This window comes from Acidobacteriota bacterium (genome assembly GCA_039028635.1).
In the GTDB taxonomy this organism is placed as follows: domain Bacteria; phylum Acidobacteriota; class Thermoanaerobaculia; order Multivoradales; family JBCCEF01; genus JBCCEF01.
This window is the reverse complement of sequence record JBCCHV010000050.1, coordinates 23,855-49,245: the sequence shown is the minus strand read 5'-3', so window position 1 is coordinate 49,245 and position 25,391 is coordinate 23,855. Positions and strand designations below refer to the sequence as shown.

Genomic DNA, 25,391 nt, shown 5'->3' with positions numbered 1-25,391 from the left:
CGTGCAGACGCTGGTGTTGGGCGCCAACGGCGTCTCGCAGCTCGAGGTTCGCTTCACCGGCAGTGGTGCGGTGGCGGGCCTGGTGTTCGACTGCGAGGGCGGTATCTGCATCAGCGGCGGCCAGGTGAAGGACTCCTTCAACCAGGTGTCCTTCGGCAACAACGATGGTCCGGACGACTGGGCTGGTGACTGGATCGAGGACGACGTGTCGTCGCCGGGTCCGCAGGCTGGCCGGGTGCGGATCAACGATGGGTTCATGTTCCTCGACGACTATCCGAACACCGGCACGGAGCCGAGCGCGGCGCGCGAGGTCGACATGTCCGGGGCCAACTCGGCGACCCTCGAGTTCGCTTTCGACACCGGCTACGGCGTCGACCCGAGCGATGCGGTGACGGTGGAGGTCTCGAACGACGGCGGCGCGACCTGGACGGTGCTGGAGGTGATCACCGGGATCAGCGGCACGGTGGAGGAGAGCCGGAGCTTCGATATCTCGGCCTTCATCTCGAGCGAGACTCAGGTGCGCTTCCGGGTGTCGAACAAGTACGGCGGGCAGCACGAGTTCTTCTGCCTGCGCTTCGTCAAGATCACCTGGTCTTGCGAGGAGCCGACGACGAGCGGTGAGCACTACAGCGGTCATCTGCAACACGGTGGTTCCGCGGTAGAGCCGAACGGCACCTACTACTACTCCGAGGCTGGACGCCACGAGGGCAACCTCGAGGGCGCTTCCGGGACCGACTTCGATCTCGAGCTCTACCGCTGGAACGGCTCGGGTTGGCAACGGGTCGAGGGCGCCTGGACCTACAGCTCGTCGGAGTCGATCAGTTACGACGGTAGTGCCGGCTACTACTACTGGAGGGTTTCCTCTTACTCTGGGAGCGGGGCCTATGACCTCTGGATCGTGCGTCCGTAGGAGCTGATTCAGAGGCCTGTTCCCACCTCGTTGGGCAGGGATGAAACGGCGGGTTCCTTCGGGGGCCCGCCGTTTTCTTATGGCCGCTTTTTCTTTGTTGGGCCGTCGTCCAGGGCCTGGTGGCTGCGCTCGGTGCTCGGAACTCGCGCGTCTGCTGGTGGCTTCGATGAAGCGTTGGGCTTCGGCTTCGGATTCGTAAGTGGAGCTCGAACATCTGCGCTTCGTGCTCGCTCACCAGGCCCCGGACGACTCCGATGGAGGTGGCTGGGGGTTTGGGCTTGCGGGGGCGCGGCGGGCTCCGAAGGGTTGAAGGGGGGTGTGGAGCTTGCTGTGCCGTCTTCCGTGTCCTGGTGGCTGCGCTCGGTGCTCGGAACTCGCGCTTCTGTTGGTGGCTTCGATGAAGCGTTGCTCTTTTGAGGGTTTCGGCTTCGGATTCGTAGGTGGAGCTCAGACATCTGCGCTCCGTGCTCGCTCACCAGGCCCCGGACGACTCCGATGGAGGTGGCTGGGGGTTTGGGCTTGCGGGGGCGCGGCGGGCTCCGAAGGTGGGGAGGGGGAGGTGGATCTTGCTGGGCCGTCGTCCGTGTCCTGGTGGCTGCGCGCGGTGCTCGGAACTCGCGCGTCTGGTAGTGGCTTCGAGGAGGGGGTGCTCCTTTGACGGTTTTTTTGCTTCGGATTCGTCAGTGGCGCTCAAACACCTGCGCTCCGTGCTCGCTCACCAGGCCCCGGAAGACTCCGTTGGAGGTGGCTCGGGGGCTCAAATCTCAGAGATCGGTGTAGTGGGTGGTCGCAGGCGCTCTACCGGTCCGTGGGTTGGGTTCGGTGGGTCTTGGAGCGGAGCGTGAGCCCGCGGGCAAGGTTCTTGGAAGTCCGAGACTCGGCCCGTGGAGGAGGAACGGAGGCATCTGTTTGAGCCGAAGGCGAGTTGTGCTGAGCCTGCACTTTCTCGCCAACTCCGTCGCGAGCGGCTGTGAGTTGCTGCAGATCCAAGGAGTGCGGCTTCGGAGCGCCACAGGCGTACTTTCAGTACGTCGAGGACGCGAAGAGGTCGCAAGACGCCGGAGATGCGGTAACTCACAACCGCGCAGCAGGAGGCTGGCGAGAAAGGTAGGCTTGGTCCGGAACGGGCCGATTCGGAGGCTGACACTCCTTCTCGCGGGCGGTCCAGCGGAGCGCAGAGACCCGCCGAACCCAACCCTTCTCGCGCGAGGACTATTCAGGTGTTGTCGGACTTGGATCGGTCAGTAAGAACCGCTAGATTCCCGTGACGCGGATGACTTCTTCGACCGTCGTGACGCCTTCGGCGAGTTTTCTCAGGGCGGACTGGCGCAGGGTCTTCATGCCGCGCCCGATGGCTTCGCGCTTGATTTCGGCGGCGTCGGCGCCGGCGATGGTGAGCTCCTGAAGTTTTTCGTCGAGGGGAAGGATCTCGAAGATTCCGGAGCGCCCGAGGTAGCCGGTGCTGCGGCATTCGAAGCAGCCGGCACCCTCTTTGACCTTGACTCGGTGCTTTTCGGGGACGGTCAGCCGCAGGCTGGCGACTTCGTCTTGGGTCAGGTGGCGGTCGGTGGTGCAGTGGGGGCAGATCTTGCGCACCAGCCGCTGGGCCATGGCACCGATCAGGGTGGAGCTGATCAGGAAGCGCTCGACGCCGAGGTCGGCGAGACGGGAGATCGAGGAGGCGGCATCGTTGGTGTGCAGGGTCGACAGCACCAGATGGCCGGTGAGGGCGGCCTGGATGGCGTAGCCGGCGGTTTCCGCGTCGCGGATCTCGCCCACCATGATGACGTCCGGGTCTTGGCGCAGGATGTGGCGCAGGGCGGCGGAGAAGGTGACCCCCGCCTTGGGCTGCACGGCCGTCTGGTTGAAGGCCTCGTGGACCATCTCGATGGGGTCTTCGATGGTCGTGACGTTGATCTCGGCGTTGCCGATCTGGCTGAGGGCCGAGTAGAGGGTGGTGGTCTTGCCGGAACCGGTGGGCCCGGTGACCAGGATGATGCCGTGGGGGCGGCTGATGAAGTCTTCGAAGAGGACCTGCTCTTCGGAGTAGAAGCCCAGCCCGACGAGCTCCTGGGTGAGGACCTCGGGATCGAAGATCCGCATCACCGCTTTCTCGCCGAAGGCCACCGGCAGGGTCGAAACGCGCAGCTCGACCTCGCGACCGTTGCGCAGCGTCTTGACCCGGCCGTCCTGGGGTCGACGCTTCTCGGCGATGTCGAGGCGGGACATGGTCTTGATGCGGCTGACCACCGCCTTGTGCACCACCTTCGGCATCTTCTGAATGTCGTGCAGCACCCCGTCGATGCGGAAGCGAATCAGGCTCTCGTCGCGCTTTGGCTCGACGTGGATGTCGCTCGCCCGCGAGTCGAAGGCGTGCTGCAGCATGAACTCGACGGCGTTGACGACGTGCTGATCGCTCGACTCGATCTCGCTCTCGCTCTTCATCCGGACGAGCTGCTCGAGATTGCCGAGATCGATGCCGCCGCGCAGGTCCCGCTCGGCTCGCTTTACCGAGTGGCGCAGGCCATAGAACTCGGTGATCGCCTTCAGGATGTCCGGCTCGCTCGCCACCACCAGCTCGATGTCGCGGCCGGCGAGGCGCCGGAAGGAGTCGATACCCTCGATGTCGTAGGGGTTGGCGCAGGCGAGGCGCAGACGGCCGTTGGTCATCGCCAGCGGCAGCATGCGATGACGCTTGGCGAAGGGCCGCGACATCTTGGTCTCGATGAGGTCGGCGTCGAGACTCAGGGCATCGATCCGGACGTGGTCGAGGCCGGCATCGGCGGCGATCGCCTCGGCGATCTCGTTCTCCGTCAGCGCCACGCCCTGGCGCTGGTCCCGCAGTCGGAGCTGCTGAACGATGTCGTAGGCCAAGGCCTTTTGCGCGTAGCTCTTGGCCGAGCGCAGCCGGTTGGGAAGGATCTTGGCTTCGGCCTTGATCTGCTGGCCCTGCTTTTCGGTGATGGAACCCTGGCGGACCAGGATATCGGCGACCAGATCGGGCGTCAGGCTCATGGGCTCAGGATACCAGCCAGCAAGGATGTAGGAGCGCCTCGGAGGCCCTCGGGGACCTGCGTGAGGCCCTTGCCGACCGCTAGGCGCCGGGGGCGAGGGCAGGCTTGGCGAGCAGCTCTCGGGCGGCTTCGGCGAGGGCCGGGCGCAGCTCCGACTCCTCGATCAGACGGCAGCAGGCGGTGGCCACCTGCCAGCGATTGCTGGCCGAGAGATAGTGGATACCGGGCTCCCCGCGTCGGTCGCCGAGGGCGAGGTCGGCCGAGATGATCGGCACGCCGCGCTCGATGGCCTCGGTCACGCCGCCCGCGGAGGGTAGGGCGAGCAGCGCGGTGGCGTGGTCGAGTCGCTCCTGGGGCGCTTCGCCGTCCTCGGCGACGAGCACGTTGCCCTGGCAATGGAGCTCACGCACGCGCCCCGGAATCGACTGGCCGAAGACCAAGAAGCGCGAGCGACTGTGGCGCTGCAGAACCAGGGGCAGGACTTCCTCGCAGAGTCCGCGAGCCAGCTCGCCGTCTTCCGCACCGATCATCAGAACGAAGGTCGGGGCTTCGACGCGGGATCCGACGGCGCCCAGCGGCCGCCGCGGCGTGGCCGAGTCCATCTGCATCCAGCCGAGCCATTGCCAGGCCCGTCCCGCGCTGCTCCCGAGGAGATCACAGGCCTCGATGCCGCCGGCTTTGCGCACGGCCCGGTAGTCGAAGCAGGGCACCCCGAGGGCGTGCAGGCGGGCCGACAGCAGGTGCTCGCGCAGGATTGCCATCACCTTGTCGCGGAAGCGATGGAAGGTCTCCGGGGCGAGATCGAAGCGCGAGTGCCAGGTCTCCTCGAGCTGGCTCTCTTCGATCACGTTGTGGGTCAGCCATTCGAGCAGGAGCTTCTGCAGGTTGGCCGAGATCGGCGCATCGGGCAGAAAGGGCTGGGAGAACCCGCTGCCGAAGAACTGTTCGTGGCGCAGCGGCCAGGCCAGCGGGCGCACCTTGTGCAACACCGGCTGAGGGACGAACACCAGGCTGGTGCGAATCCAGGAGTCGTAGGAGAAGTCGAGGATCCGGCAGGGCTCCATGAAGCTGTCGATCCAGCCGATGCAGGCGCCGAGCTGATGGCTGGCCTCCAGCACCTCGCCATCCACCAGGGCGAGGAAGTCCTCGCCGTAGGCGAGCAGGGCGTCGGTCGCGAAGAGGTAGACATCGGCCCGGTTGTTCTGTCCGTCGAGCCACTCGAGGCCGCGCTCGAAGGCGGAGAACTCCCAGGCACTGTTGTCTCCGCCGATGTGGAACAGATTGTTCGAGACGGCGTGGCTCCAGTCGCCGGCGTTCAGGTTGTCGACCACCACAATGGTGGTCTCGAGGGTCGGGATCTCGCCCAGGACTCCGAGCAGCCGGAGCAGGGAGCGCGGGTACTTGTCGCGATCGTGCTGGGCGAAAACGACTGCCAGTCGACAGCCTTCAGCGTTCATCTCGAGGAGCTCCGGCGGTCAGTCCGAAATCGTGGCACAGGGACTCGATGGCGCGTCGAGCGGCCCGGGGCGAGAAGTCTTCGGTGATGCGCTGCAGGCCGGCCCGCGACAGGCTCTGCCAGAGGGAGGCGTCGCGGTAGACCTCGATGACGGCGCGGGCGAAGGAGTCGGCGTCGTCGGCGATCATGGCGTCCTCGCCGTGGCTCAGACCGATGCCTTCGGCGGCCACCGAGGTCATCACGCAGGGCAGGCCATGGCTCAGGCTCTGGGTGACCTTGCCCTTGATGCCGGCACCGTAGCGCAGCGGTGCCACCGAGAGCCGGCAGCCGTCGAGGTAGGGATCCATGTCCTGAACGAAGCCCACGATCTCGGTGTGCTCGTCGGCGAGGGCGCGCAGCTCGGCGGGAGCCTTGCTGCCGATCAGCAGGAAGCGGACCGTCGGAAGCTCCTGCCGCACCCTGGGCAGGATTTCGCCCACGAACCAGCGCGCGGCGTCGATGTTCGGAGGGTGCTCGTAGCCGCCCACGAAGTAGAAGTCTCGGCGCTCCTCGAAGCCCTGCGCCGGGGCCGTGGTCGAGTGGATCAGAGACAGGAGGCGGACGTCGAGGTCGGGCGCCTCGCGCCCCAGGATCTCGGCCTCGCTGCGGCTCACCACCAGGGTGGCGTCGGCCTTGCGAGCGAGCTGGAGCTCCGACTCCCGCAGGCGATGGGCTTCTTCCTCGAGATCGGCGTCTTGCTCGAGGGCCGCCCGGCGCTCGAGCCGGAGGAACTGCAGGTCGACGGTGTCGAACACCAGGCGAGCGTGGGTACAGAGCCGGCGCACCAGATCGAGACAGCCGGAAGCGATATGGAAGCGCGACACCAGCACGAGGTCGAAGGCCTCGCCGTGGCGCTCGAGATAGGACTCGAGGGACGTGTACTGAGGGGTGACGATGAGCTCTGCCTTCTGCTGCCTCAAGGCCTGGCCATAGGGGGCCATCTCGTAGAGGTTCTCGGGCAGGAAGGTGACCTGGAAATCGGTCTCCCGGAGGGCCTCGACGAGGGCCGTCATGCGCACCGAGCCGGCATCCTGGTCCGGTGTCGGCACGCGATGATCGATGATCAAGGCGCGCCGGCGGCGGCTGGGCTCGCGATGGCGGTCGAGGTCCTCGCTGACCGCCCCTTGGCGGCTGAGGGACTCGCTCCAGCGTTGACGAAGCTCGGGGCGTGGCGCCGCCGGACTCGCCGCCAGGGAGCGCGCCGAGCGCACCGTGATGGCCGGCTGATAGAGGCATCCCAGGGCGCGGCGCCGAAGCTCCAGAGCGAGCTCGATGGTGGCCTCCTCGTCCCGCGACGAGACCTCGAGCTCGGCGGCGTCGGCGGTGCGCAGGGCGAGGAACTGGGAGCGACCGAAGTCGACCCAGCGAGGAAACGAGATCTCTGCGGCATCGCTCTCGAGGCCGGCACCATAGGGTGTGCTCGAGCCGTCTCGCCAGAGGACCGAGCCGGCTTCCGCGACCTTCCCCTGGGGGTCGAGGATCTTGCCGCTCAGCAGACCTGCTTGCGGTTCCGCCTCGAAGGTCTCGAGCAGGCGATCGAAGGCGTCCGTCTCGAGGGCGACGTCGCCCGACACCAGAACCACGAAGGGAGCGCTGGCGCTGCGGGCCGCCGCCAGCAGGGCTGAGATCGGCTCCTCGGCAGCGATCGGGCTGAGATTGCCGAGGGCGGCCACCACCTCGGCGCCGGGTCCGGCGACGTGAGCCCGCAAGGGGTGCTGGCGGGATGCTTCGGCGACCGCCGGGAGGCAGGCGAGGGGACTCGATTCGGGAACGTGGACCACGACCTCGAGGGTTGCCTCGGTGGCCTGGGTGACCTCCGGCAGGCCCGCCAGGGCGGGCGCCGGCGAGGGCTCCTGGAGGGCGCGCGGCGCCTCCGGGAGACGGCTCGGCGCGCCCGCCGGGGGCTTGCGCCGGCCGCCGAGGGAAAGGGAGCGACGCAGGGCCGCGAACACTTTCCAGGAGCGGCTACCCCACAGCACGTCGATCAGTTGCTGGGCGGTCTTGGCGGCGGTCTCGACCTCCCGCGCCCGGCGGGTGAGGGTTTGCAGCTCGATCTCGTGGCGGGCCACCCGGCGAGTCGCGTCGCGCGCCTGGCGGGTACCGCGAGACAGCTCATCGCGCTGGCTCTCGAGCTCTTGGCGCTGGCGCAGCAGGCTCTCGTGGTGCCAGCGCAGGGCTTGCTCGAGCTCGCTCTCGCCGTGCTCGAAACGGGCTTCGAGGGTGGCCAGCCGCTGGATCAAGCGCTCTTCGGTGCCCTCGAAGGGGGCAAGACGGTCACTGACCGAGGCTTCGATGGCCTGCAGCCGCTCGGCGACCTTGTCTTCGAGGCCGGCGAGGCGCTGCACCGACTGGCCGACGATCTCGAGCTCGCGCTGCAGCTCGAGGACCCGGCGTCCGCTCTCTTCGCGCTCCTTCTCGATCTGGGTTGCCCAGCGCATGCGCTCTTCGAGCTCCGCCTGCAGCTCGAGAATGCGTCGCGCCCGCCCTTCCGACTCTTCCTGCAGGCCTTTGGCCCAGCGGGTGCGCTCTTCGAGCTCGTCCTGCAGCTCGAGAATTCGCTGGCCCCGGCGCGCCGACTCGTCCTCCAGTCCTTTGGCCCAACGGGTGCGCTCTTCGAGCTCCCCTTGGAGCTCCAGGACGCGTTCCGTGCGGTTGCGCAGGGCGTTGCTCTCGGCGATGTGAAAGTAGCTCGCCGAGGGTGCCAGCTCGGCATCGCTGCAGACCGCGATCAGGTAGTCGGCCTGGGGCTCGCGGCGCTGCCGTCGCGGCCGCTGCAGGCGGGCTTCCGGCGCCCCCTGATGAGAAGCCGGCGAAAAGAACACCCCTTCGGTGTGGCTTTGGCCGAGAACCTGGACGGTGGGAAAGAGCGGCTCGAGCTCATCGAGCAGCTCGCCGAGCTCGAACTCGTGAACGTGGAACGGGTTCGGTGCCGCCCCCGGCTCGCTGCGGTAGGTCTCCTTGTTGGGCGTCGACAGGATGAACAGCCCTTGCGGTGCCAGGAGCCGACGGACCTCGGCGAGGAAGCTGCGGTAGGAGCGCAGGTGCTCGATGATCTCGAAGGCGACGATCAGATCGAAGGCGCCGTCCGGCAGGGCGGCTTGCTCGCAGTCGGTGACGAAGAACTGCAGGTCCGGGAGGCGATAGCGGCTGCGGGCGAAGGCGATGGCGTCCGCTGCCAGGTCGCAGCCGAGGGTCGATCGGGCCCCGGCCTTCTGCAAGATGGCGGCGCCGTAGCCGGCGCCACAGCCGAAGTCGAGCACCCGCCGACCGCGCGCTAGCTGGCCGGCGAAGTGGTACCGTGAAGCGTGTTCGAGTTGCAGTTCCGGCTCCACCTTGCCGGGGACCATGCGCTCGCCCGTGAATTCAAGATCGAACATAACTCCGCTCCTCCCGAAGGCCGTTCCCGGAGAGATCCGAAGGAGCGGCCGGAACGGCCCCTCGAGGGATCCCTTTGAGGCTTGGAGAGAATGTTGCAATTATTTCTGCAATAGGCTCTAGAGTCAATGATTTAGCGCAATTCTGAAGGGGCCGTGGTAGCCTCTCGCCGTCGCTGTTGTAAGCACTATGGGAAAACCGAGCACGAGAGTACGTTGGGCCGCCCTGGGATGGCTGATGATCTGCCTCGCCGGGTGTGCGCCGTCGGCCGAACTTGCGCCGCCAGCGCCGGTGGAGAAGCCCTTCGGTGAGATCCCGGGCGTCGTCCTGGTGCTGATCGACACGCTGCGCGCCGACCACGTCGGCGTCTACGGCTCGACGCGCCAACTGACGCCCCAGCTCGATCGCCTGGCCGAGGAAGGGATCGTGTTCGAGAACGCGATCGCTCCGTCCGCCTGGACGCGCTCGTCGGTGGCTGCGATGTTCACCTCGCGATACCCATCCTCGATCGGAGTCTTCGGGCGAGAGGACGCCATCGCGCCGGAGGCGGTCACCCTGGCCGAGGCTCTGCGCGATCGGGGCGGCTTCCAGACCATCGCCGTCAGCACCAACAAGAACGCTGGCCGGCCCTTCGGCTTCGCCCAGGGGTTCGACCGCTTCGAGGTGCCCGATCTCTATGCCGGATATCCCGGGGACTATGAGATCTACACCGCCGAAGGAGTGACTCTCAAGGCCCTGCAGATGGTCGACGAGCTGCGACCCGGCCAGCCGTTTTTTCTCTTCCTGCACTATGTCGATCCCCATGACCCCTACTTGCCCCACCCGGGGCTGCTGACGGAGCCCGAGCCGCCGGGGCGCTTCAACGGCTCGCGGGCCGATCTGCGGCGCCTCGATCGCCTGCCCGCGGGCGAGCGCACCGCCGACGATGTCGCCCGCATTCGTCACCTCTATGCCGGCGAGGTGAAGTACTGCGATCACTGGGTCGGAAAGTTGCGCGAAGGGCTGGCGGAGCGTGGCCTCGACGACAAGGTGCTGTGGCTGGTGACTTCGGATCATGGCGAGGGATTGTGGGATCACGGACTTCGCGGGCACGGCTACGACCTCTACGAAGAGATGATCCAGGTGCCCTTGATTCTCAAGGCTCCGACGGCCGCCGGTCCACCGCCACGGGCGCGGGTGAGCCAGCCGGTCAGCCTGATCGACATTGCGCCAACCGTGTTGCGCGTCGTCGGCCTGCCATCGCCGGGAGACTTTCGCGGTGCCGACCTGCTGGCGGTGGACGACCGCAGCCGGCGCCAGGAGCTGGTCTACTCCGAGGTCGAGCTCGACGGCCGCAACTACGAAACGCTGCGGCGGCGCTCCCTCAAGCTGATCCGCAACCGCGGCCGAGTGGCGAAGGTCGACGCCCTCGAGCTCTACGATCTCGAGCAGGACCCCAGCGAGCGCACCAACCTCAATCGGCGGCGCAACCGCGAGCGCTCGGAGCTGGCGCGGCTGCTCGGCGGCCTCGCCAAGGAGCTCCAGGAAGACGTCATCGGCAGCGGTCGAATCGGCCTCGACGAGCTCGACGACGAGACCCGGAAAGGGTTGCAGGCGTTGGGTTACCTGGGGGCCGACGGGCGCGTCGAAGGGCGGCCTCGCCGACCCTCCGCGGCGGGCCCCGAACAACCGCTGCCGGTGCTCGACTTCACCCGCGAGGATCATCCCGGCGATCAGGTTCTCGAGGGCTACTACGCTCCCGAGAACGGACGCCGGTGGATGGCCGGTCGGTCGTCGGCGCTGCTGGGGCGGGTCACCGAACGACAGTGGCGGATCAAGGGGTGGGTCGATCTCGCCGCCCATGGTCAGGACGAGCTCACCCTCACCCTGCAGTTCGACGGCGAGGGTGGGGAAGTCCGCACGGTGAGCGAATCGGGATGGTTTCATCTCGAAGGCGGCTTGCCGCCGTGGGTTCTCGGCCGCGACCGGGTGCGTGTCGACATCGAGTGCGACAACGATTTCGCCCCTCCCGGCGGCGACCGCCGGTTCCTCTGCGCCGTGATCGAGTCGATCGGCCTCTACGACTGAACAGCGCCCGGCGGGCGGGCGCCCTCGGCTCATGACGCCACGACCATCACCCGCTGACCGCGAGCGATCTGCTCATAGGCGTCCGGCGGCGGCTCGAGGACCTCGACCTCGGAAAAACCGACGGCGCGCAGCAGCCACGACAAGCCGTTGAGAGAGGGCACCACCGAGAGGCCCTGCAGACTCGACTCGCCGTGCTCCGGGCGCTCGCTGTCGCGGCGCTCATCGACCAGGGAGAGGGCGCCGACGATCGGCTGTCGGTAGTCGACGGAGCCCCACTCGATGCTGCCGGAGAGGTCGGGACCGACCTGGGTCTCGATCACACAGAGATCGCGGCTGACGGCGCGCGCCAGCCGCAGCACGCTGATCAGATCCTCGAGGTGGTAGAGCACACCGAAGAGCAAGGTGAGGTCGTAGCGGCCGAGTGCCTCGGGCCGGATCTGCTGCAGATCGGCGGTCAGAAACGAGGCGTTGCCGAGGCCCAGAGCGCGCGACATCTGGCGGGCGTCCTCGACGTGGCGGCGGCGGCCATCGACGCCCAGCACATGTTGCGCTCCGTGCTGCGCCAGGGCGGCGGCGAAGTAGCCCTGATGGCAGGCGAGATCGAGACAGCGTAGCCGCGGCCAGGCGGAAGACCCCAGCCGGCGCTCGAGCTCGGCGAACAGCATCGTCTCGCGGCTGCGATGGATCTCGCGCACCTTGGCCGGTGCATAGCTGCGGGTGCGGCGACCGCTCGGCAGGGTGAACTCGTAGAACCACTCGCGCGCCAGAATCGCCTGTTCGTCGTCCGATGGGGCGCGGGTCGCCGCCACCTGGGGCGGAGCCTCGGCCGGCACCACCCCTGGCCGCGGCTCGGGAGCCCGGTCCGGCCAGCGGACACAGAAGTCCGGCGTCCAGTGGCGGTAGGCCCGGGTCGCCGCCACCGGCCGGGCGCGCATCGCCGCCAGCAAGTGGGTCGGCTTGAGCTCGCCGCCGTCGATCTTGGCCTCGTCGAGCTCGGCGACGCGCTCGATGAAGGCCAGGTCTTCAGCCTTCTCGGGGTCGAAGTTGTGGCCGAAGGAACGGTCGACGAAGATGTCGACCAGGTTGCCGAAGGCGACGCAGCTCTCGAAGGCGAAGGTCTCGAGGAGCAGCGGCATGATGTCCTGGGCTCGAATCCCCTCGTTGCCTTCGACGGAGCAGTCCCAGTTCTCGTACTCCTCTTCCCAGCGCGAGAGCTGGTGGTTGTACTTGTAGCGCTGCGGCATTTCCAACCAGATCTCGTTCACCAGGGCGAGAGCTTCGGGCCAGCGCATGTGACCGTTGCGCCCGATCATGTCGTTGGTGAGGAACACGCCCTCCTGGCCGATGGCGCGGTGGATCTTGGCGAACAGGCTCTCGAGGTCGACGATGTGGTGCAGGGAGTGGTTGGCGAGGCACACCGACACCGGCTCCTCGGGTTGCCAATCGTCGATGTCGAGGACGTCGAAGCGGAAGTGCTCGTCGACTTTCGCCTGCTTCGCCAGCTCTTGGCCGCGCTCGATCATGAAGGGATTGAGCTCGAGGCAGCGAAAGCGGAAGTTGGTGACGCCGTCGGCGCGGAGCTGCTCGGCGAGGCGTACCTCGAGGTCGCAGTTGCCGGCTCCGATGCTGACCACCTGATGGGTCTTGCCGCGGCCCCCACTCTGGCATTGGGCGGCGATGTGCGAGCTGAAGAAATGGTCGACGCCTTCATAGCCACAGGCCTGGAGCTTCGGCAAGACCCAGCGGTGGCTCCAGAAATGGTAGATGGCGGGAAGGTCGTGGACGTCCACGCAGTCGCGGTAGCGGGCGATCTCTTGCTCGAGACGGCGGCGCTCGGCGTCGTCGGCCTGGGAATGGGGATTTGCCATGGGGGAGATTCTATTGCTTCGGGGCGACGGTTCGGGCGTCGCTGGGCCGAGTCCGTTCCGGAAACGCAAAAAGGGCGGTCGTTCTGGCCGAAGCCGGACGACCGCCCGCAGGTCACTTCACGCGTGGAGGAGGCTTACTGCTGGGCCGACTCCATGCCGTCCAGGCGCTCCTGGAGCTGGCGGATGGTGTCCTGCTGCTGCAGGGTGTAGAGGGTCAGCTCCTCGACCTTCTCGAGCAGACGAAGCTGCATGGTGGACATGTCGATGGTGCCACCGTTGGCCTCGACCTCGTCGACCGAAGGAATGCGCGGCAGGTGGCGCTCGGTCTCGATGAAGGACTTGAGCTCGTCCAGCGGCATCAGGTTGTAGGTCGGCTCGAAGACGAAGTCCGGCAGGGTGTTGGCACCGGCGTTGGCGCTCACGGTGCCTTGGAAGACGACATCGCCGGTGGTGCCGCTGAGGACCATCTCGTTGACACCGGAGCCAGCCTTGGTGACCACGAAGCTGCCACCGTTGTCGGCCGAGAAGCCCCAGATGGAGCTGACGCTGGTGTTGTTGAGCGCGATCTCGGCGCGGCCCGGGGCCTTGACCTCGATCAGGCGAGTGATCGCGGCGGCCGGCGACAGCGTGTCTTCGACCAGGAGCTGAGCGGTGCCATCGGTGCGGCGGACGTGCACCGCGGCGGCCGGATTATCCGTACCCAGACCGACCTGGTTGTCACTGTCGAGGTAGATGCTGTCTTCCGGCGCACCCGGCTTGATGCGGAAGGAGAGCTTCGAGCCGTTGGTGACGTCGCGGATGAAGAAGTTGGCCTCGTTACCGGCGAGGTCCCAGGTCTGCGACGCGAAGCCGTCGGAACCGTCCTGCTCGAGGCGCAGCGTCGGGGTGTTGCCCTCGACGATGTGGAGGTCGACCACCGGCTCCGAAGTCTTGATGCCGACGTCACCATCGGCCTCGACGTAGAGGGTGTTGACCTGAGCACCGGCCTCGATGGTGAAGGGGTTGCGGCCGGCGGTCGAGTCCTCGACGAAGAACTTGTTGGCGCCGCCGTTGGTCGTCTCGTTGGCGCCCAGACGCCAGTCGTTGGACGGGAAGCTGGCGCTCGCGCTGGTGTCGTTGAAGTGGATGCGGAGGTTGTTCTCCTTCAGGCGCAGGGTGTCGAAGCCGAAGCTCTCGCTGCTGACGCAGTCGAAACCGATGCAGGCGGAACCCTGGACGATCAGGTCGGTGGCGAAGGTCTGGGCGGCGGCGGACATCGAGGTCGGGCCGTCGAGGGCGGGAGCCTCGAGGCTCACCGGGCTCTGGGCGCGCTCCTCGGCGAGATTGGCATTCGGGATGAGACCGTTGACGATGCGGAAGGAGCCGCTCTGGGTGCGCAGGCCCTCGTCCGGCAGAAGGCCGGACTTGGCGAGCTGCTTGGCGACGACGTCGTCGTCACCGCGCTGGCGGGCGTCGGCGAGGGCGTCCTTGACGTCGCTGCTGAGCACCGGAGCGATGCGCAGCTCCCAGGTGTACTGGCCATCGGCACGCAGGTTGCCAAAGTCGTCGAAGACGCTGACGAAGGGCACCTCGGCGGAATCGAAGACGTAGCGCTCGGAACCGTCCGGGCCCGACACGGTCAGGGTGAGGCTCTCGTAGGCGATGTTGGGGTTGAACTGGACGGCGGAGTCGCCGGTGTAGGTTTCAGCCAGCTTGCTGGCGCCGAAGGCCGAGCCGGCGAAGGTCAGACTAAGGATCAGGGCGATGCAGAAAGCGTTCTTATAGGACTTCATTTTCTTTAGCTCCTCTCGAGTGTCCCTCCCTGCGGGGCCTGAATCGCAACTGGCGATCGATCGGGGGGCCGCCGCAGGTCGATTCCTTCTTTCTAGGAAGGTCTATCCAACAAGGCGCAGGAAATCGGAAAAACGTCTCACGAAAATTTTTCCAATCTCAATTGCCGAAAATATGGGCTCCGGCCAAGCCGTTGCAGGGTGTATCTTCCCATATTCCGGGACGTTGGTGCGTTTTCAATGGCTGCACACCCGGGGTGTCGGCAGACCGAGAAACGTTTCAGCGTTCGGCGGGAGGGGCCGCAGGGACGGCGGAGGGCCGAATCAGGGCGAGCCGACGGGCGGACGGCAGGGCGGGCCGGCGGCGTAGCGGGCCAAGGCGGCGTGAGTCTCCGGAGTCGGCGAGTCGCCGAGATTCTGCGCCAGCAGCTTGGCGGCCTCTTGGCACTGGCCCGATTCGGCGAGGGCGAGGGCGAGGGTGGCGGCGTGCTCCGGATCCGGCAGCGCGTCCCAGACCCGCTTCGCCAGGTCGACGGCCACCGCGCCGTTGCGCACCGCTTCGTCCGGAGCGCCGGCGAGCAACCGGGCGAGGGCGTGGGCGATCAGGCCGGCCTCGGGAAGCGTCCGGTGAGCCTCGGCGAGGACTTGCCTGGCGGCCGGCCAGTCGTCGCGAGCGGTCAGCACCCGCGCCTCGCCGAGCCAGGCCGATTCCTGCACGGGATCGAGCTGGCGACACTTCTGGTACTCCGTGAGGGCTTCGCCTTGCCGCCCGGAGGACTCGAGGGCGCGGGCCAGCTCGAGTCGAATGCCGACGTCCTTGGGTGCCAGGCGGGCGGCCTTGTCGAGGTGCTCGAGGGCAAGGGCGTAAGCCTTGCGGCTCGCCAGCAGGGTGCCGAGATTGAAGCGTGCCGTCGGGTTGTTGGGGGAGATCAGCAAGGCGGCCTCGAGCTCCTCTTCGGCCTCGTCGGTGCGGCCGAGGGCGGAAAGGGCGGCTGCCAGGTTGACGCGCGCCCGGGCGCTTTCCGGTTGCGCCGCAACGGCCTTCTCGTAGCTCTCGACGGCGGCGCCGTAGTCGCCGGCGCGGAAAGCCTGGCGGCCACGCTGCAGGTGCACTCGCTCGCCGCTCTTCAGAGACTCGAGATCGTCGATCAGCGGGTCCGGTGGCCGCACCCCGACGTCGCCGCGACGGGCGAGGTGCCAGCGCGCCTTTTCATCGTTGCCGAGGCCACGGTAGGCGAGGCCCAAGGGGTAGTGGAGGCGGCGCGCCAGGGGAGCGAGCTCGAGAGCGCGGCTGAGCTCGTCGACAGCGCGCTGGTAGTCCTTCCGCGACAGCGCGACCTGCCCGAGGCCGGCTTCGGCGGCGCCGTTCTGGAGCCCCAGGTCGCGAGCTTCGCTGAACATCCGTTCGGCGTCTTCGAGGCGACTCTGCTCGAGATAGATCTCGCCCAGGTGGACGCGGGCGGACACGCTCTCCGGCAGATGCTCGAGAGAATCCCGATAGCTCGCTTCGGCGCCTTCGAGGTTGCCCTCTCGCTGGCGCAGAAAGGCGAGGAGATAGTGCCAGCGAAAGTCCTCGGTGTGGAAGAGAAGGGCGTTGCGGTAGCAGACCTCTGCTTGACGGCGCAGGCCGTAGGCGTGGAAGACCCGCCCCATTTCGCCAAAGGCAGCGCCCTTGGCGGCGCGGCTGGAGTCGGCGCGGCGCAAAGTGGACTGGAGATCCACCCGCTGGACGCGGATCTGCTCGGCGACCTCGTCTTCCAGGGCGTCGATGTCGAAGGAGGGCACCATCAGGAGATTGGGGGGGCGGTCGTCGGAGCCGGCCGTGGGCGCTGCGCTCTGGCCGACCAGGGCCGCCACGCTGCCGAGGCCAAGACAGGTGAGCAGGATAAAGACACGGGTCGCGATCACGGTTTCTTCTCCTCGGACGGGGCCGCACCTCGTATCAGGCGCGTGTAGCGGCCGTTTTCGGGAGCCGGCCAGGTCTCGACTTCACCATCGGGCCAGTGGACTCGCACCGCCGCGACGGCGAAACCGTCGCCGAGGCCGAAGACCACCCGGGGGTCGTGCGAAGAGGCATAGCTGCCGTCCCGGCGAACTCGGCTCCAGCGGCTCTTGCCCGCCTTGTCGCGCAGCTCGACCCTCGCCCCCAGGGCGTGGCCCGTGCCGTCGCGGACTTCGAAGCCGATCCAGCGAGCGGTGCTTCCGGCGCGGTTGAGAAGCAACCGGGCCGGGCCGCTGTTGTTGATCTGAACGAGGTCCTGGTCACCGTCGTTGTCGAGGTCGCCGCAGGCCAGGCCGCGACTGACCTCGGACAGGGCGAAGGCCGCCCCGGCTGCCTTGCCGACTTCGGCGAAACGACCGTCGGCGAGCTGCCGGAAGAGCTGGTTGCTCTGGCCGAGGGGGTAGGGGTCCGCCGGGGTGGAGCGGCGATCGTCGAAGGTGACCGCGCCGTTGACCACCACCAGGTCGAGGCGGCCGTCGTGGTCGTAGTCCAGCCAGGCGGTGCCGAAGGAGGTGAAGGGCAGGCTGCTCTCGGCCAGGGCACGGTCGAGGGTGCGGTCCTCGAACAGGGCGCTACCGTCGTTGATGTAGAGGGTGTTGGTCTCGCCCGCCAGGTGGGTCATGAAGAGATCGAGGTCGCCGTCACCATCGAAGTCGGCGGCGTCCACCCCCATGCTGGCTTCGGCCTTGCCGTTGCGGTTGACGGCGGTGCCGGTGAACAGACCGTCCTCCTGGAAGGTGCCGTCGCCGCGGTTGATCCACAGGAAGTTCAGCATGCCGTCGTTGGCGACGTAGAAGTCGGTTCGGCGGTCGCCGTTGAAGTCGGCGGCCAGGACACCGAGGCCGGCACCCTTCTGGCGGCCGATGCCACTTTTCAGGGAGACGTCTTCGAAGGTGCCATCGCCACGGTTGCGCAGCAGACGGTCCGGTTCCGGCGGGAAAGACGAAGGACCGCAGTAGTCGCGTCGGCTACTCGACTCGTAGCAGCGGACCTTGTTGGCGCGGTCGAACTGCACATAGTTGAGGATGAAGAGGTCGAGGCGACCGTCGCCGTCGTAGTCGCTGAAGGTGGCGGCGACGGACCAGCGTTCATCGTCCGTGCCGCTCTTGGCGGTGACGTCTTCGAAGGTGCCGTCGCCGCGGTTGCGCCATAGCTGGTTGGAGCCGTAATTGGCGACATAGAGGTCGACGTGGCCATCGTTGTCGTAGTCGCCGGCGGCGACCCCCATGCCGTAGCCGTCGGCGCGCAGGCCGGCGGTCGCCGTGACGTCCCGGAAACGGACCTTGCCATCTTTGCCGAGGTCATTGCGAAACAACCGGTCGCCGCCTTTGGCGGGTGGCTGAAGCAGAGCGTCCTCGGCCTTCTTGGCAGGGTCGAGGAAGCTTCCCTGAACCAGGTAGAGGTCGAGGTCACCATCGCCGTCGTAGTCGAGGAGGGCCGCGCCGGAACCGGCGATCTCGGGAAAATACAACTCACCGGTCATGCCGTTGAAATGCTCGAAGCTCAGTCCCGCAGCGGTGGTGGCGTCTTCGAAAACCTGGCCGTTGGCTGGGGTGGTCGCGGTCGCGAGGCAGATCCAGGCGATCGCGAGAAGGCTCGCAGCCGGCGATCTGGTGAGAAGGCGGGTCATCGTATGCATCGCTGGCGTGAAGTCTCGGGCGTCGGGCTGCCCACGGTTTCTGGGTCGGCGAAATCGAATCCTAGCAGTCGCGCACAGCCTCGGCGAGCCATCATTTGGAGAGACGCGACCTCAACCATTCGGCCTTCGAGGGCGTATTGGGAGGAAATCGGTGCTCATAGGAGCATTGATCTAGCAAAATGGGAGCAGACCTCAAGTACTCCCTTGCGCATTCTTGTGGTGGTGCCTCGGATTGCCTCGCGCGATCTCTCGATGGTGGCGCCTTGGACAGTGAAGAACGATTGCTGATGAAACGGTATTCCGCCACGATCATCGTCTTCTCGACGCTGCTCTCCTTCCTGGTGTTCGCGCTTTTCGCGGCGGGACAGGAGGATGAACAGATTCCAGGCTGGGCGGGAGTCACCGTCAAAGCGGTGCCGTCGAATCTGCCGCGCCCTGACTTCGCCGAGGCCCTCGCCGAGCTCGGTGGTCGAGGGGCGATGATCGGCAAGGTCGCCAAGGACGGTCCGGCGGATCACGCGGGCCTGCGCTCGGGCGACATCATCTACCGCATCGACGGCGAGGCGGTTTCTTCCTCGCGCGATTTCTCGAGCATGATCCGCAGCTACGAGCCGGGGGACAGTGTTTCCGTCGATCTGCTGCGCCGCGGTGAGTTCTTCTACGTCGACCTCGATCTCGAGGAAGCCCCCGAGGGGCGGCTCTCCTACAAGCGCGCCTGGTCCGGCCTCAAGGCCATCGATCTACCCCTGCAGCTACGTGAGTTCTGGGGCGGTGGTGAAGGCCAGGGTGTGTTGGTGGGCGAGATCGAGCCCGGTAGCCCGGCGGAGTTCTCGGGCCTGGTGCCGGGCGACATGATCCTGCGCATGGATGGCTACGAGGTGGGCAGTGTCGGCACCCTGGTGTCGCTGATCCGCACCGCCGGCGTCGGCAACATCATGTTGCTCGAAGTGAGTAGCCACGGCACCCTCTTCGAGCTCGACCTCGAGCTCGCCGAGGCCCCCGTCGACCGCAAGCGCGCGTACTAGCAGGTTGCTGAAAAAGTCCGCTCCGCGTCCTTTTCCAGCTCTGCTAGCCGTTTTTTCCGAGAGGGGCTACGCGCCCCTGACTGCGCGTCCCGGGCTCGGTCGCAGGTCGCCGATGACTTTTTCAGCTGCCTGCTAGCTCGACTTGTTCGGTCAGAGGCCGAGGAGCGCCGGAAGGTCGACCAAGTAGGCCGTGATCCAGCCGGCGGCGAGGGCCAGGGCACCGGGCCACAGGCTGCCGGTGCGTTCCCTCAGCAGTCCCAGGAAGAGCCCAGAAAGCAATCCGCTGACGCCCAGGGAGATGCCTTCTCCGAGGGCACCGGCCGGGCCGGTCCAGCCGCCGAGTAGGCCGAGGGCCCAGGCGGCGAGGAGGGTGCCCGTCCACAGCACCGATGTCCACCAAACGGCCGGCGAGAGGCGCCGCGGCAACAGCGGCCAGTGGCCTCCGAAGTGCAGCATGGGGATGCCGTGGGCGACGCCGCGGAAGGCGCCCTCGGCGGCGATCGCGAGCAGACCGAGGGCGGCGAGGGTCGCCGGCATCGAGGCGCCGTCGGCTGCTCCCAGCCAGCGCATCGGCAGAACCGCCACGGCGCCGACCAGGGCGAGGCCGAAGCTGGGCAGGTCGAGGCTCGGCAGGCGGACTCCGAAGAGCCAGAGGCGGCGCCCGCTGTAGTGTCGCCCGGCCACTGCGGCGAGGGCCAAGGCGAAGAGCGCGGCCAGGGCCCACTCCGCCGGGAAGCCCCACGGCACTTCCTTGGCGGCCACCAGGGAGAGCAAGAACAGGGGCAGGGTGGTGGCGGCGAGGCCCAGAGCGGTCAGGCGGTCGCCGGGCGTCGGCCGGTAGAAGGCGCGGCGCAGGATGGCGCCGATGCGGGTTGGCTCGAGGCCGCTGCCATGGGGGCGTGGCGAGCCGCCGATTTCTTCCGAGCCGCCCCATTTCTTGTTGCGCGGTCGGCCGTCGACGGCGGGATCCTCGAGGTTGAGACGGGCGTAGGCGGTGCTGAGCTGGATTCCCGCCAGGGCCGCGCTGCGGCGCAGCGTGAAGTGCCCCGGCTCCTTCTCGAGGGCGACCAGGCCGAGGCGATCGCCCCACTGGGCTTTGAGGCGCTCTTCGACTTCGTAGATGCCCTCGTCGTCCCGGCAGACCACCGCCACCCGGTCGCCACCGATGTCGTAGTGGCCGTATTCCTTGGCGACCATCGGGACTTCATCGAAGTCGCCGGGGCGATAGACCTTGCGGTCGATGGCGGCGAGGGCGCCGAGGGTGTAGCCGAGGGGATCGCCATCGAGGTCCTTGTGGCTTTTCTCGTAGGCCTGCAGCTCGTCGAGGCTGCGCTTCGCCGATCTCAGGGTGTCCTGTTGCAGGCCGCAGAAGTCGGCGGTTCGCCGGCCGTTGGCGTCGATGGCGCCTTCCAGCCGCAGCAGGGGGGCGATGCGGTCGCGGGCGGCAGCATCCATGGTGACCAGACGACGATGGTTGAGCAGCACCCAGAGGGCGAACACCGTGTCGAGGTCCGGCTCGTTGGCGTAGATCTTCCAGACGCCACGTTCGAGCTCGAGTCCCTGGACCACCAGAACCAGGGCTTGCTCGCAGGTGGCGAGGGTGAAGGCGCGGACGCAGCCTTCGTGGTGGTCGAGGTTGTAGAGCTGACGATCGGGATCGACCAGGGGAGGGAACTGGCCGACGCCGTCGAGCAGGATGACGCGCTCGCCGAGGCGGCGGGCCTCGGTCTCGTTGAAGGCCAGGGCGCGATCGACGGTGACCTCGAGGTTGGGGGCATCGCGGCAGCGCAGGTAGCGCTGCTCTTCCCCCTGCCGCAGCTCATAGCGCTGTGGCAACCCGCTGGCGGCGACGGGTTCCGGAAAAGGAACCACGCTGTGGGGCTGGTTCGACGGCGTCTTGGCCAAAGCGAATCCTCCGGCATCCTGCGGGTGAAGGCGAATTATACGGCTGGTCGCCGGGGCAGGTGGATGACCGACCTCCGAGAGCAGCTCGGGGACGGCCCGGCGGGCACGCCGGTGGAGAGAAACGCTGTGGTAAAACCGAAGCCATGTGCGCCCTTCCGAGGCAAGCAGTCGGCAGCACCGAGAGGCGCGGCCATGACGTCTTCGTCATCGGTCTCGGCGCGCCATGAGCGCGCCGGGCTCCATCGGGGAGCTCAGGGAGAGTCTCGCCGACGCCGGCTACTTCGCCGATGACGATCTCGCCACCAGCCTGTTCTTGGGCCTGCGGCTGGCACGACCGGTGTTGCTCGAAGGCGAGCCGGGAGTGGGCAAGACGGCGGTGGCGAAGGTTTTGTCGGAGGTTCTCGAGCGACCTCTTCTGCGCCTGCAGTGCTACGAAGGGCTCGATCTCGCCTCGGCCCTCTACGAGTGGGACTACGCTCGACAGTTGCTTCACATCCGCCTCGCCGAAGCCGCCGGTGAGGGCGATCGAGAGGGGCTGCGGCGGGAGATCTTCGCCCCCGAGTTCCTCCTTCGCCGACCTCTGCTCGAGGCCATCGATCCACCGTCGGGGGTTGCACCGATCCTGCTGATCGACGAGCTCGACCGCGCCGACGAGGAGTTCGAGGCCTTTCTCCTCGAGGTGCTGGCGGAGCATCAGGTGACGATCCCAGAGCTCGGGACGGTGCGCGCGGCGCAGCCGCCGGCGGTCGTTCTGACCTCGAATCGCAGCCGCGATCTCGCCGATGCCCTGCGGCGCCGGTGTCTGTTTCAGTGGCTCGACTACCCCGACTTCGAGCGTGAGCTCCGCATCGTCGAGCACCGGGTTCCGGACGCCGCCACGGCTCTGGCGACTCAGGTGGTGGCGGTCGTCCAGGAGCTGCGTCAGAGGGACCTCGTCAAGCGTCCGGGGGTGGCCGAGACCCTCGACTGGGCGAGCGCCCTGGTGGCCCTCGACCAACGGCGAGTCACGGTCGAGACCTTCGATCGCACCCTCGGCTCGCTCCTCAAGTACCGCGAAGATCAGGCGACGGTGCGGCAGCAGGGGCTCGAGCGGATGATCGCGGCGGCGCGTTGACGAGGCGTCCCTCGGAGTCCTCGATGGAGAATCCCGGCTCGCCGTCGCCGAGTGCCCTGCCGGCCAACTGGCTGGCCTTCGGCCGCCTGCTGCGTCAGCTCGGCATGGAAGTGGGGCCGGAGGCCGTCGGCAGTGTGCTCGAGGCCCTGCCGCTGGTCGGGCTGGCTCGGCGTTCGCGAGTGCGGACGGCGGCCCGGGCGGTCCTGGTGGGGCGCGCCGAGGAGATCGAGCTCTTCGAGCGCGCTTTCGACCTCTTCTGGAGCCCGGCGCTGCTCCCGGACCTCGGCCGGCTGGAGCTCCGGTTGCGGCGGGCGAGGCGCTGGGAGTTGGCCGTTGCCGGTGGCGAGAAATCACCGTCGGAAGCTCCCGAAGTCGCCGCCGCGATGCCATCGGCGAGTCGTCGGGAGGCGCTGCGACGGCGGGACTTCGCCAGCCTGACGGAGTCCGAGGCGGCGGCGGTCCGACGCTGGCTCAGCGAGCTGCCGATCACCATCGCACCGCGTCGCAGCCGGCGACTGGAGTCTTGGCCGAGGGGATCCCAGGTCGATCTTCGAGAGTCCTTGCGGCGCAGTCGCCGCACCGCCGGCGAGGTGCTGGCGCTGGCTCGCCGCCGGCGCCGCGCACGACCCCGACCGGTGGTCGCCCTGGTCGATGTCAGCGGATCGATGGCGGTCTACTCGCGCCTCCTGCTGTGTTTCCTCTACGCCCTCGGCGGTGGCCCGCGCCGACGGACCATGGCGCGCGTCGAGTCGTTCGTCTTCGCGACCCGTTTGACCCACGTCACCCGGGACCTGCGGCGAGCCCACCCGGACGAAGCGCTGGCGCGCGCTGCCGGTCGCGTCCCGGACTGGAGTGGCGGCACCCGGATCGGTGAGATCCTCGGCGAGTTCAACCGCCGCTGGTCGGCGCGGGTCTTGGGCCGGGGGGCCCTCGTCCTGGTGGTGAGCGATGGCTGGGACCGTGGCTCACCGGAGGTCCTGCGCCGCGAGGTGGCGCGGCTGAAGCGGCGTTGCCATCGCCTCTGGTGGCTCACTCCGCTCCTCGGGACTCCCGGCTACCAACCTCTCACTCGCGGGCTGCGCGAGATTCTGCCGCTTTGCGATCGCTTTCTGCCGGCCCACGATCTGGCCAGCCTCGAGGACCTCGCCGAGCTTTTGCGGCAGGGCTAGTCCGTTCTTCTCGCCGGCTCTCGGCCGCCCGGCCCTCTAAGCCTCCAGCGGATGCGCGATTCTCCGCTCCCCGTCGAGGACGGCGGTGTCGCGGCGCGCTGCCGGCGAAGGTGCCGCCGAGGGCTCGCGATCTGGCGACGGAGGTGGACGAGGCCGGCATGGATCGTGAGAATATCGGGCCTCTGATGTCTACCCAGTGGCGGCGCCGCTTCGAGACCTCGATCCGACGCGGCGAGCGCGTTCCTCGGGGGGCCGCCACCGCCCGTGAGTACCTCGCCGCTGCCAAGGGCGAGCTGGAGCCGACCTTCGGATGATCTCTGGAACCATGGACTTGCCGGTGCGGAGTTTGCCCCGCGCCCTCGAACGGGCTGCGTCCGAGTTCCCGCACCGCGGCATCGGCCTGTTCGATCGCCGCGGCCGGGTCAGCGAGCGGCGCTCCTGGAGCGAGGTCGAGGCGGCGGCGAAGAGCGCCGCCGGTCGCCTGACCGCCGCCGGGGTTTCGGCCGGTGACGCCGTCGGGGTCTGTTTGCCGACCTCCTGGCCTTGGTTCGATCACTGGTTGGGAGCTCTCCTGCTCGGGGCGCACCCGCTGGCGTTGGCGCCCGGTGGCCCGATGGGATCGGCGGAAGCCTCGATACGCCGCATCGAAGCGATCGCCGAGCGCCTCGACCTGCGCTTGCTGGTGGCGGCCGACAGCCTGCGGCGGGACGCCCAGGCGCTGGCGGCCCGGGCGACCGCCGAGCGCACCTGCACGCCGGCGGAGCTGGCGGAGCTCACGGCGGCTCCCTGGCGAGCGGTCGATCCCGACGCCGACGCGCTCGCCTACCTGCAGCTCACCAGCGGCTCGACCGGTCTGCCGCGTGCCGTCGAGGTCACCCACCGGGCGGCGATTCACAATGTCTGCGCCAGCGACGAGGCGATGGGGGTGCCGCGGGGCGAGGCCACCCGCCATTGGGCGCAGGCGATGGTCTCCTGGCTACCGCTCTACCACGACATGGGCTTGGTGGGCTGTATGCTGCTGTCGATGGTCGCCGGCTTCGATCTCTGGCTGCTGCCGTCGCGCAGCTTCCTCGCCCGCCCGCGGCTGTGGCTCGACCAGCTCGGCCGTCGCGGCACGACCATCGCTCCGGCGCCCAACTTCGGCTACCAGCTATGCCTCGACCGCCTGGCTGTCGACGAGCTCGAGGGCCTCGATCTGTCGCGCTGGGGAGCGGCCATGATCGGTGCCGAGATGATCCGCCCCGAGACCATGGATGGCTTCCTCGAGACCTTCGGCCCGCAAGGCCTTTCGGCAGCCACTCTGCGGCCTTGCTACGGCCTGGCGGAAGCCACCCTGGCGGTGACCTTCGATCTCCTCGGCGAGGGGGTGAGGAGCCGACCGAGCCCGGCCGCCGATGGCGATCAGCGGGTGGTGTGCGTCGGCGAAGCGATCGCCGACACCGAGCTGGCGGTGGTGGCGGCGTCCGGAGAGCGGCTCGGAGAAGGCGACATCGGTGAGATCCTGGTGCGCGGGCCGGGAGTCTTCAAGGGCTACCATCGCGATCCCGAAGCCACCGCCGAAGCCTTGCGCGATGGTTGGCTGGCGACCGGAGATCTCGGCTTCCTCGAAGGCGGCGAGCTCTATCTCACCGGTCGCCTCAAGGATCTGCTGATCATCCGGGGGCAGAACATCATGCCCCACGAGCTGGAGTGGGTGGCCGAGGAGCTGGCCGGCGGTGGCGGTGTCTTGCGCAGCGGTGCCTTCGCCGTCGACCGCGGCGCCGCCGGCGAGCAGCCGGTGATCGTTCAGGAGACGGAGCTGCGCGAGCCGGCGGCCCTCGCCGCCCTCGAGGACGAGATTCGACTCGCGATCGGGCGCCGGCTGTCGTTGCCGCTGGCCGACGTGGTTTTCGTCCGTCGCGGCAAGATCCCCAAGACCACCAGCGGTAAAGTTCAGCGTCGGGAGCTACGGGCGCGCTATCTGTCGACGCAGTTGGAAAGCCTCGGTCGCGACTCGAGCTGAGCTCGCCCGGGGCCGACCAGGGCGAGAACGCCCTGGG

At 67.9% G+C, this 25,391-nt stretch carries 15 protein-coding genes; 7 read left to right on the top strand and 8 right to left on the bottom strand.

Annotated features, from left to right (window positions below; translation table 11 throughout):
• Positions 1-910, top strand: a 910-nt coding sequence (locus AAF604_18350; protein ID MEM7051636.1) for a hypothetical protein, incomplete at its 5' end; no start/stop codon positions are given.
• A 1,254-nt stretch (positions 911-2,164) separates the two neighbouring features.
• Here the strand turns inward: AAF604_18350 and AAF604_18345 are convergent.
• The 3 genes from AAF604_18345 to AAF604_18335 all read right to left on the bottom strand — a co-directional run bounded on the left by AAF604_18345 (position 2,165) and on the right by AAF604_18335 (position 8,796).
• Positions 2,165-3,925, bottom strand: coding sequence for an ATPase, T2SS/T4P/T4SS family (locus tag AAF604_18345; GenBank protein MEM7051635.1), 1,761 nt, complete (start codon positions 3,923-3,925; stop codon positions 2,165-2,167).
• 79 nt (positions 3,926-4,004) lie between these two features.
• The gene (locus AAF604_18340) at positions 4,005-5,381 is read right to left on the bottom strand and encodes a hypothetical protein (protein ID MEM7051634.1); all 1,377 of its coding nucleotides are present in this window, start codon (positions 5,379-5,381) and stop codon (positions 4,005-4,007) included.
• Positions 5,371-8,796, bottom strand: a complete 3,426-nt coding sequence (locus AAF604_18335; protein MEM7051633.1) for a glycosyltransferase — start codon at positions 8,794-8,796, stop codon at positions 5,371-5,373. Before AAF604_18335 ends, AAF604_18340 begins: the two co-directional genes overlap by 11 nt.
• Before the next feature lie 235 nt (positions 8,797-9,031).
• On the opposite strand from AAF604_18335, the gene AAF604_18330 reads away from it, so the two are divergent.
• Positions 9,032-10,861: a sulfatase gene (locus AAF604_18330; protein ID MEM7051632.1), complete on the top strand. Its 1,830-nt coding sequence runs from the start codon at positions 9,032-9,034 to the stop codon at positions 10,859-10,861.
• 29 nt (positions 10,862-10,890) lie between these two features.
• On the opposite strand, the gene AAF604_18325 is transcribed toward AAF604_18330, so the two are convergent.
• From AAF604_18325 to AAF604_18310, 4 genes are all read right to left on the bottom strand, one after another.
• Positions 10,891-12,729, bottom strand: coding sequence for a methyltransferase domain-containing protein (locus AAF604_18325; GenBank protein MEM7051631.1), 1,839 nt, complete (start codon positions 12,727-12,729; stop codon positions 10,891-10,893).
• A 134-nt stretch (positions 12,730-12,863) separates the two neighbouring features.
• Positions 12,864-14,501 (bottom strand): hypothetical protein, encoded by a 1,638-nt coding sequence (locus AAF604_18320; GenBank protein ID MEM7051630.1) that lies wholly within the window; start codon positions 14,499-14,501, stop codon positions 12,864-12,866.
• 321 nt (positions 14,502-14,822) lie between these two features.
• Positions 14,823-16,406, bottom strand: coding sequence for a tetratricopeptide repeat protein (locus tag AAF604_18315; GenBank protein ID MEM7051629.1), 1,584 nt, complete (start codon positions 16,404-16,406; stop codon positions 14,823-14,825).
• Complete coding sequence (locus AAF604_18310) at positions 16,403-18,130, bottom strand: CRTAC1 family protein (GenBank protein ID MEM7051628.1); 1,728 nt, start codon at positions 18,128-18,130, stop codon at positions 16,403-16,405. Before AAF604_18310 ends, AAF604_18315 begins: the two co-directional genes overlap by 4 nt.
• A 296-nt stretch (positions 18,131-18,426) precedes the next feature.
• On the opposite strand from AAF604_18310, the gene AAF604_18305 reads away from it, so the two are divergent.
• A complete protein-coding gene (locus AAF604_18305; protein MEM7051627.1) occupies positions 18,427-19,164 on the top strand; it encodes a PDZ domain-containing protein in 738 nt (245 codons plus the stop codon).
• Positions 19,165-19,314: 150 nt separating this feature from the next.
• On the opposite strand, the gene AAF604_18300 is transcribed toward AAF604_18305, so the two are convergent.
• Positions 19,315-21,069 (bottom strand): hypothetical protein, encoded by a 1,755-nt coding sequence (locus AAF604_18300; protein ID MEM7051626.1) that lies wholly within the window; start codon positions 21,067-21,069, stop codon positions 19,315-19,317.
• 223 nt (positions 21,070-21,292) lie between these two features.
• Between AAF604_18300 and AAF604_18295 the strand changes: the two genes are divergently transcribed.
• From AAF604_18295 to AAF604_18280, 4 genes are all read left to right on the top strand, one after another.
• Entirely contained in the window at positions 21,293-22,183 is an 891-nt protein-coding gene (locus tag AAF604_18295; GenBank protein MEM7051625.1) for a MoxR family ATPase, read from the top strand.
• 23 nt (positions 22,184-22,206) lie between these two features.
• Complete coding sequence (locus AAF604_18290; GenBank protein ID MEM7051624.1) at positions 22,207-23,352, top strand: VWA domain-containing protein; 1,146 nt, start codon at positions 22,207-22,209, stop codon at positions 23,350-23,352.
• A 185-nt stretch (positions 23,353-23,537) separates the two neighbouring features.
• Entirely contained in the window at positions 23,538-23,666 is a 129-nt protein-coding gene (locus AAF604_18285) for a hypothetical protein (GenBank protein ID MEM7051623.1), read from the top strand.
• Positions 23,663-25,354, top strand: coding sequence for an AMP-binding protein (locus AAF604_18280; protein ID MEM7051622.1), 1,692 nt, complete (start codon positions 23,663-23,665; stop codon positions 25,352-25,354). Before AAF604_18285 ends, AAF604_18280 begins: the two co-directional genes overlap by 4 nt.
• Positions 25,355-25,391 lie beyond the last annotated feature (37 nt).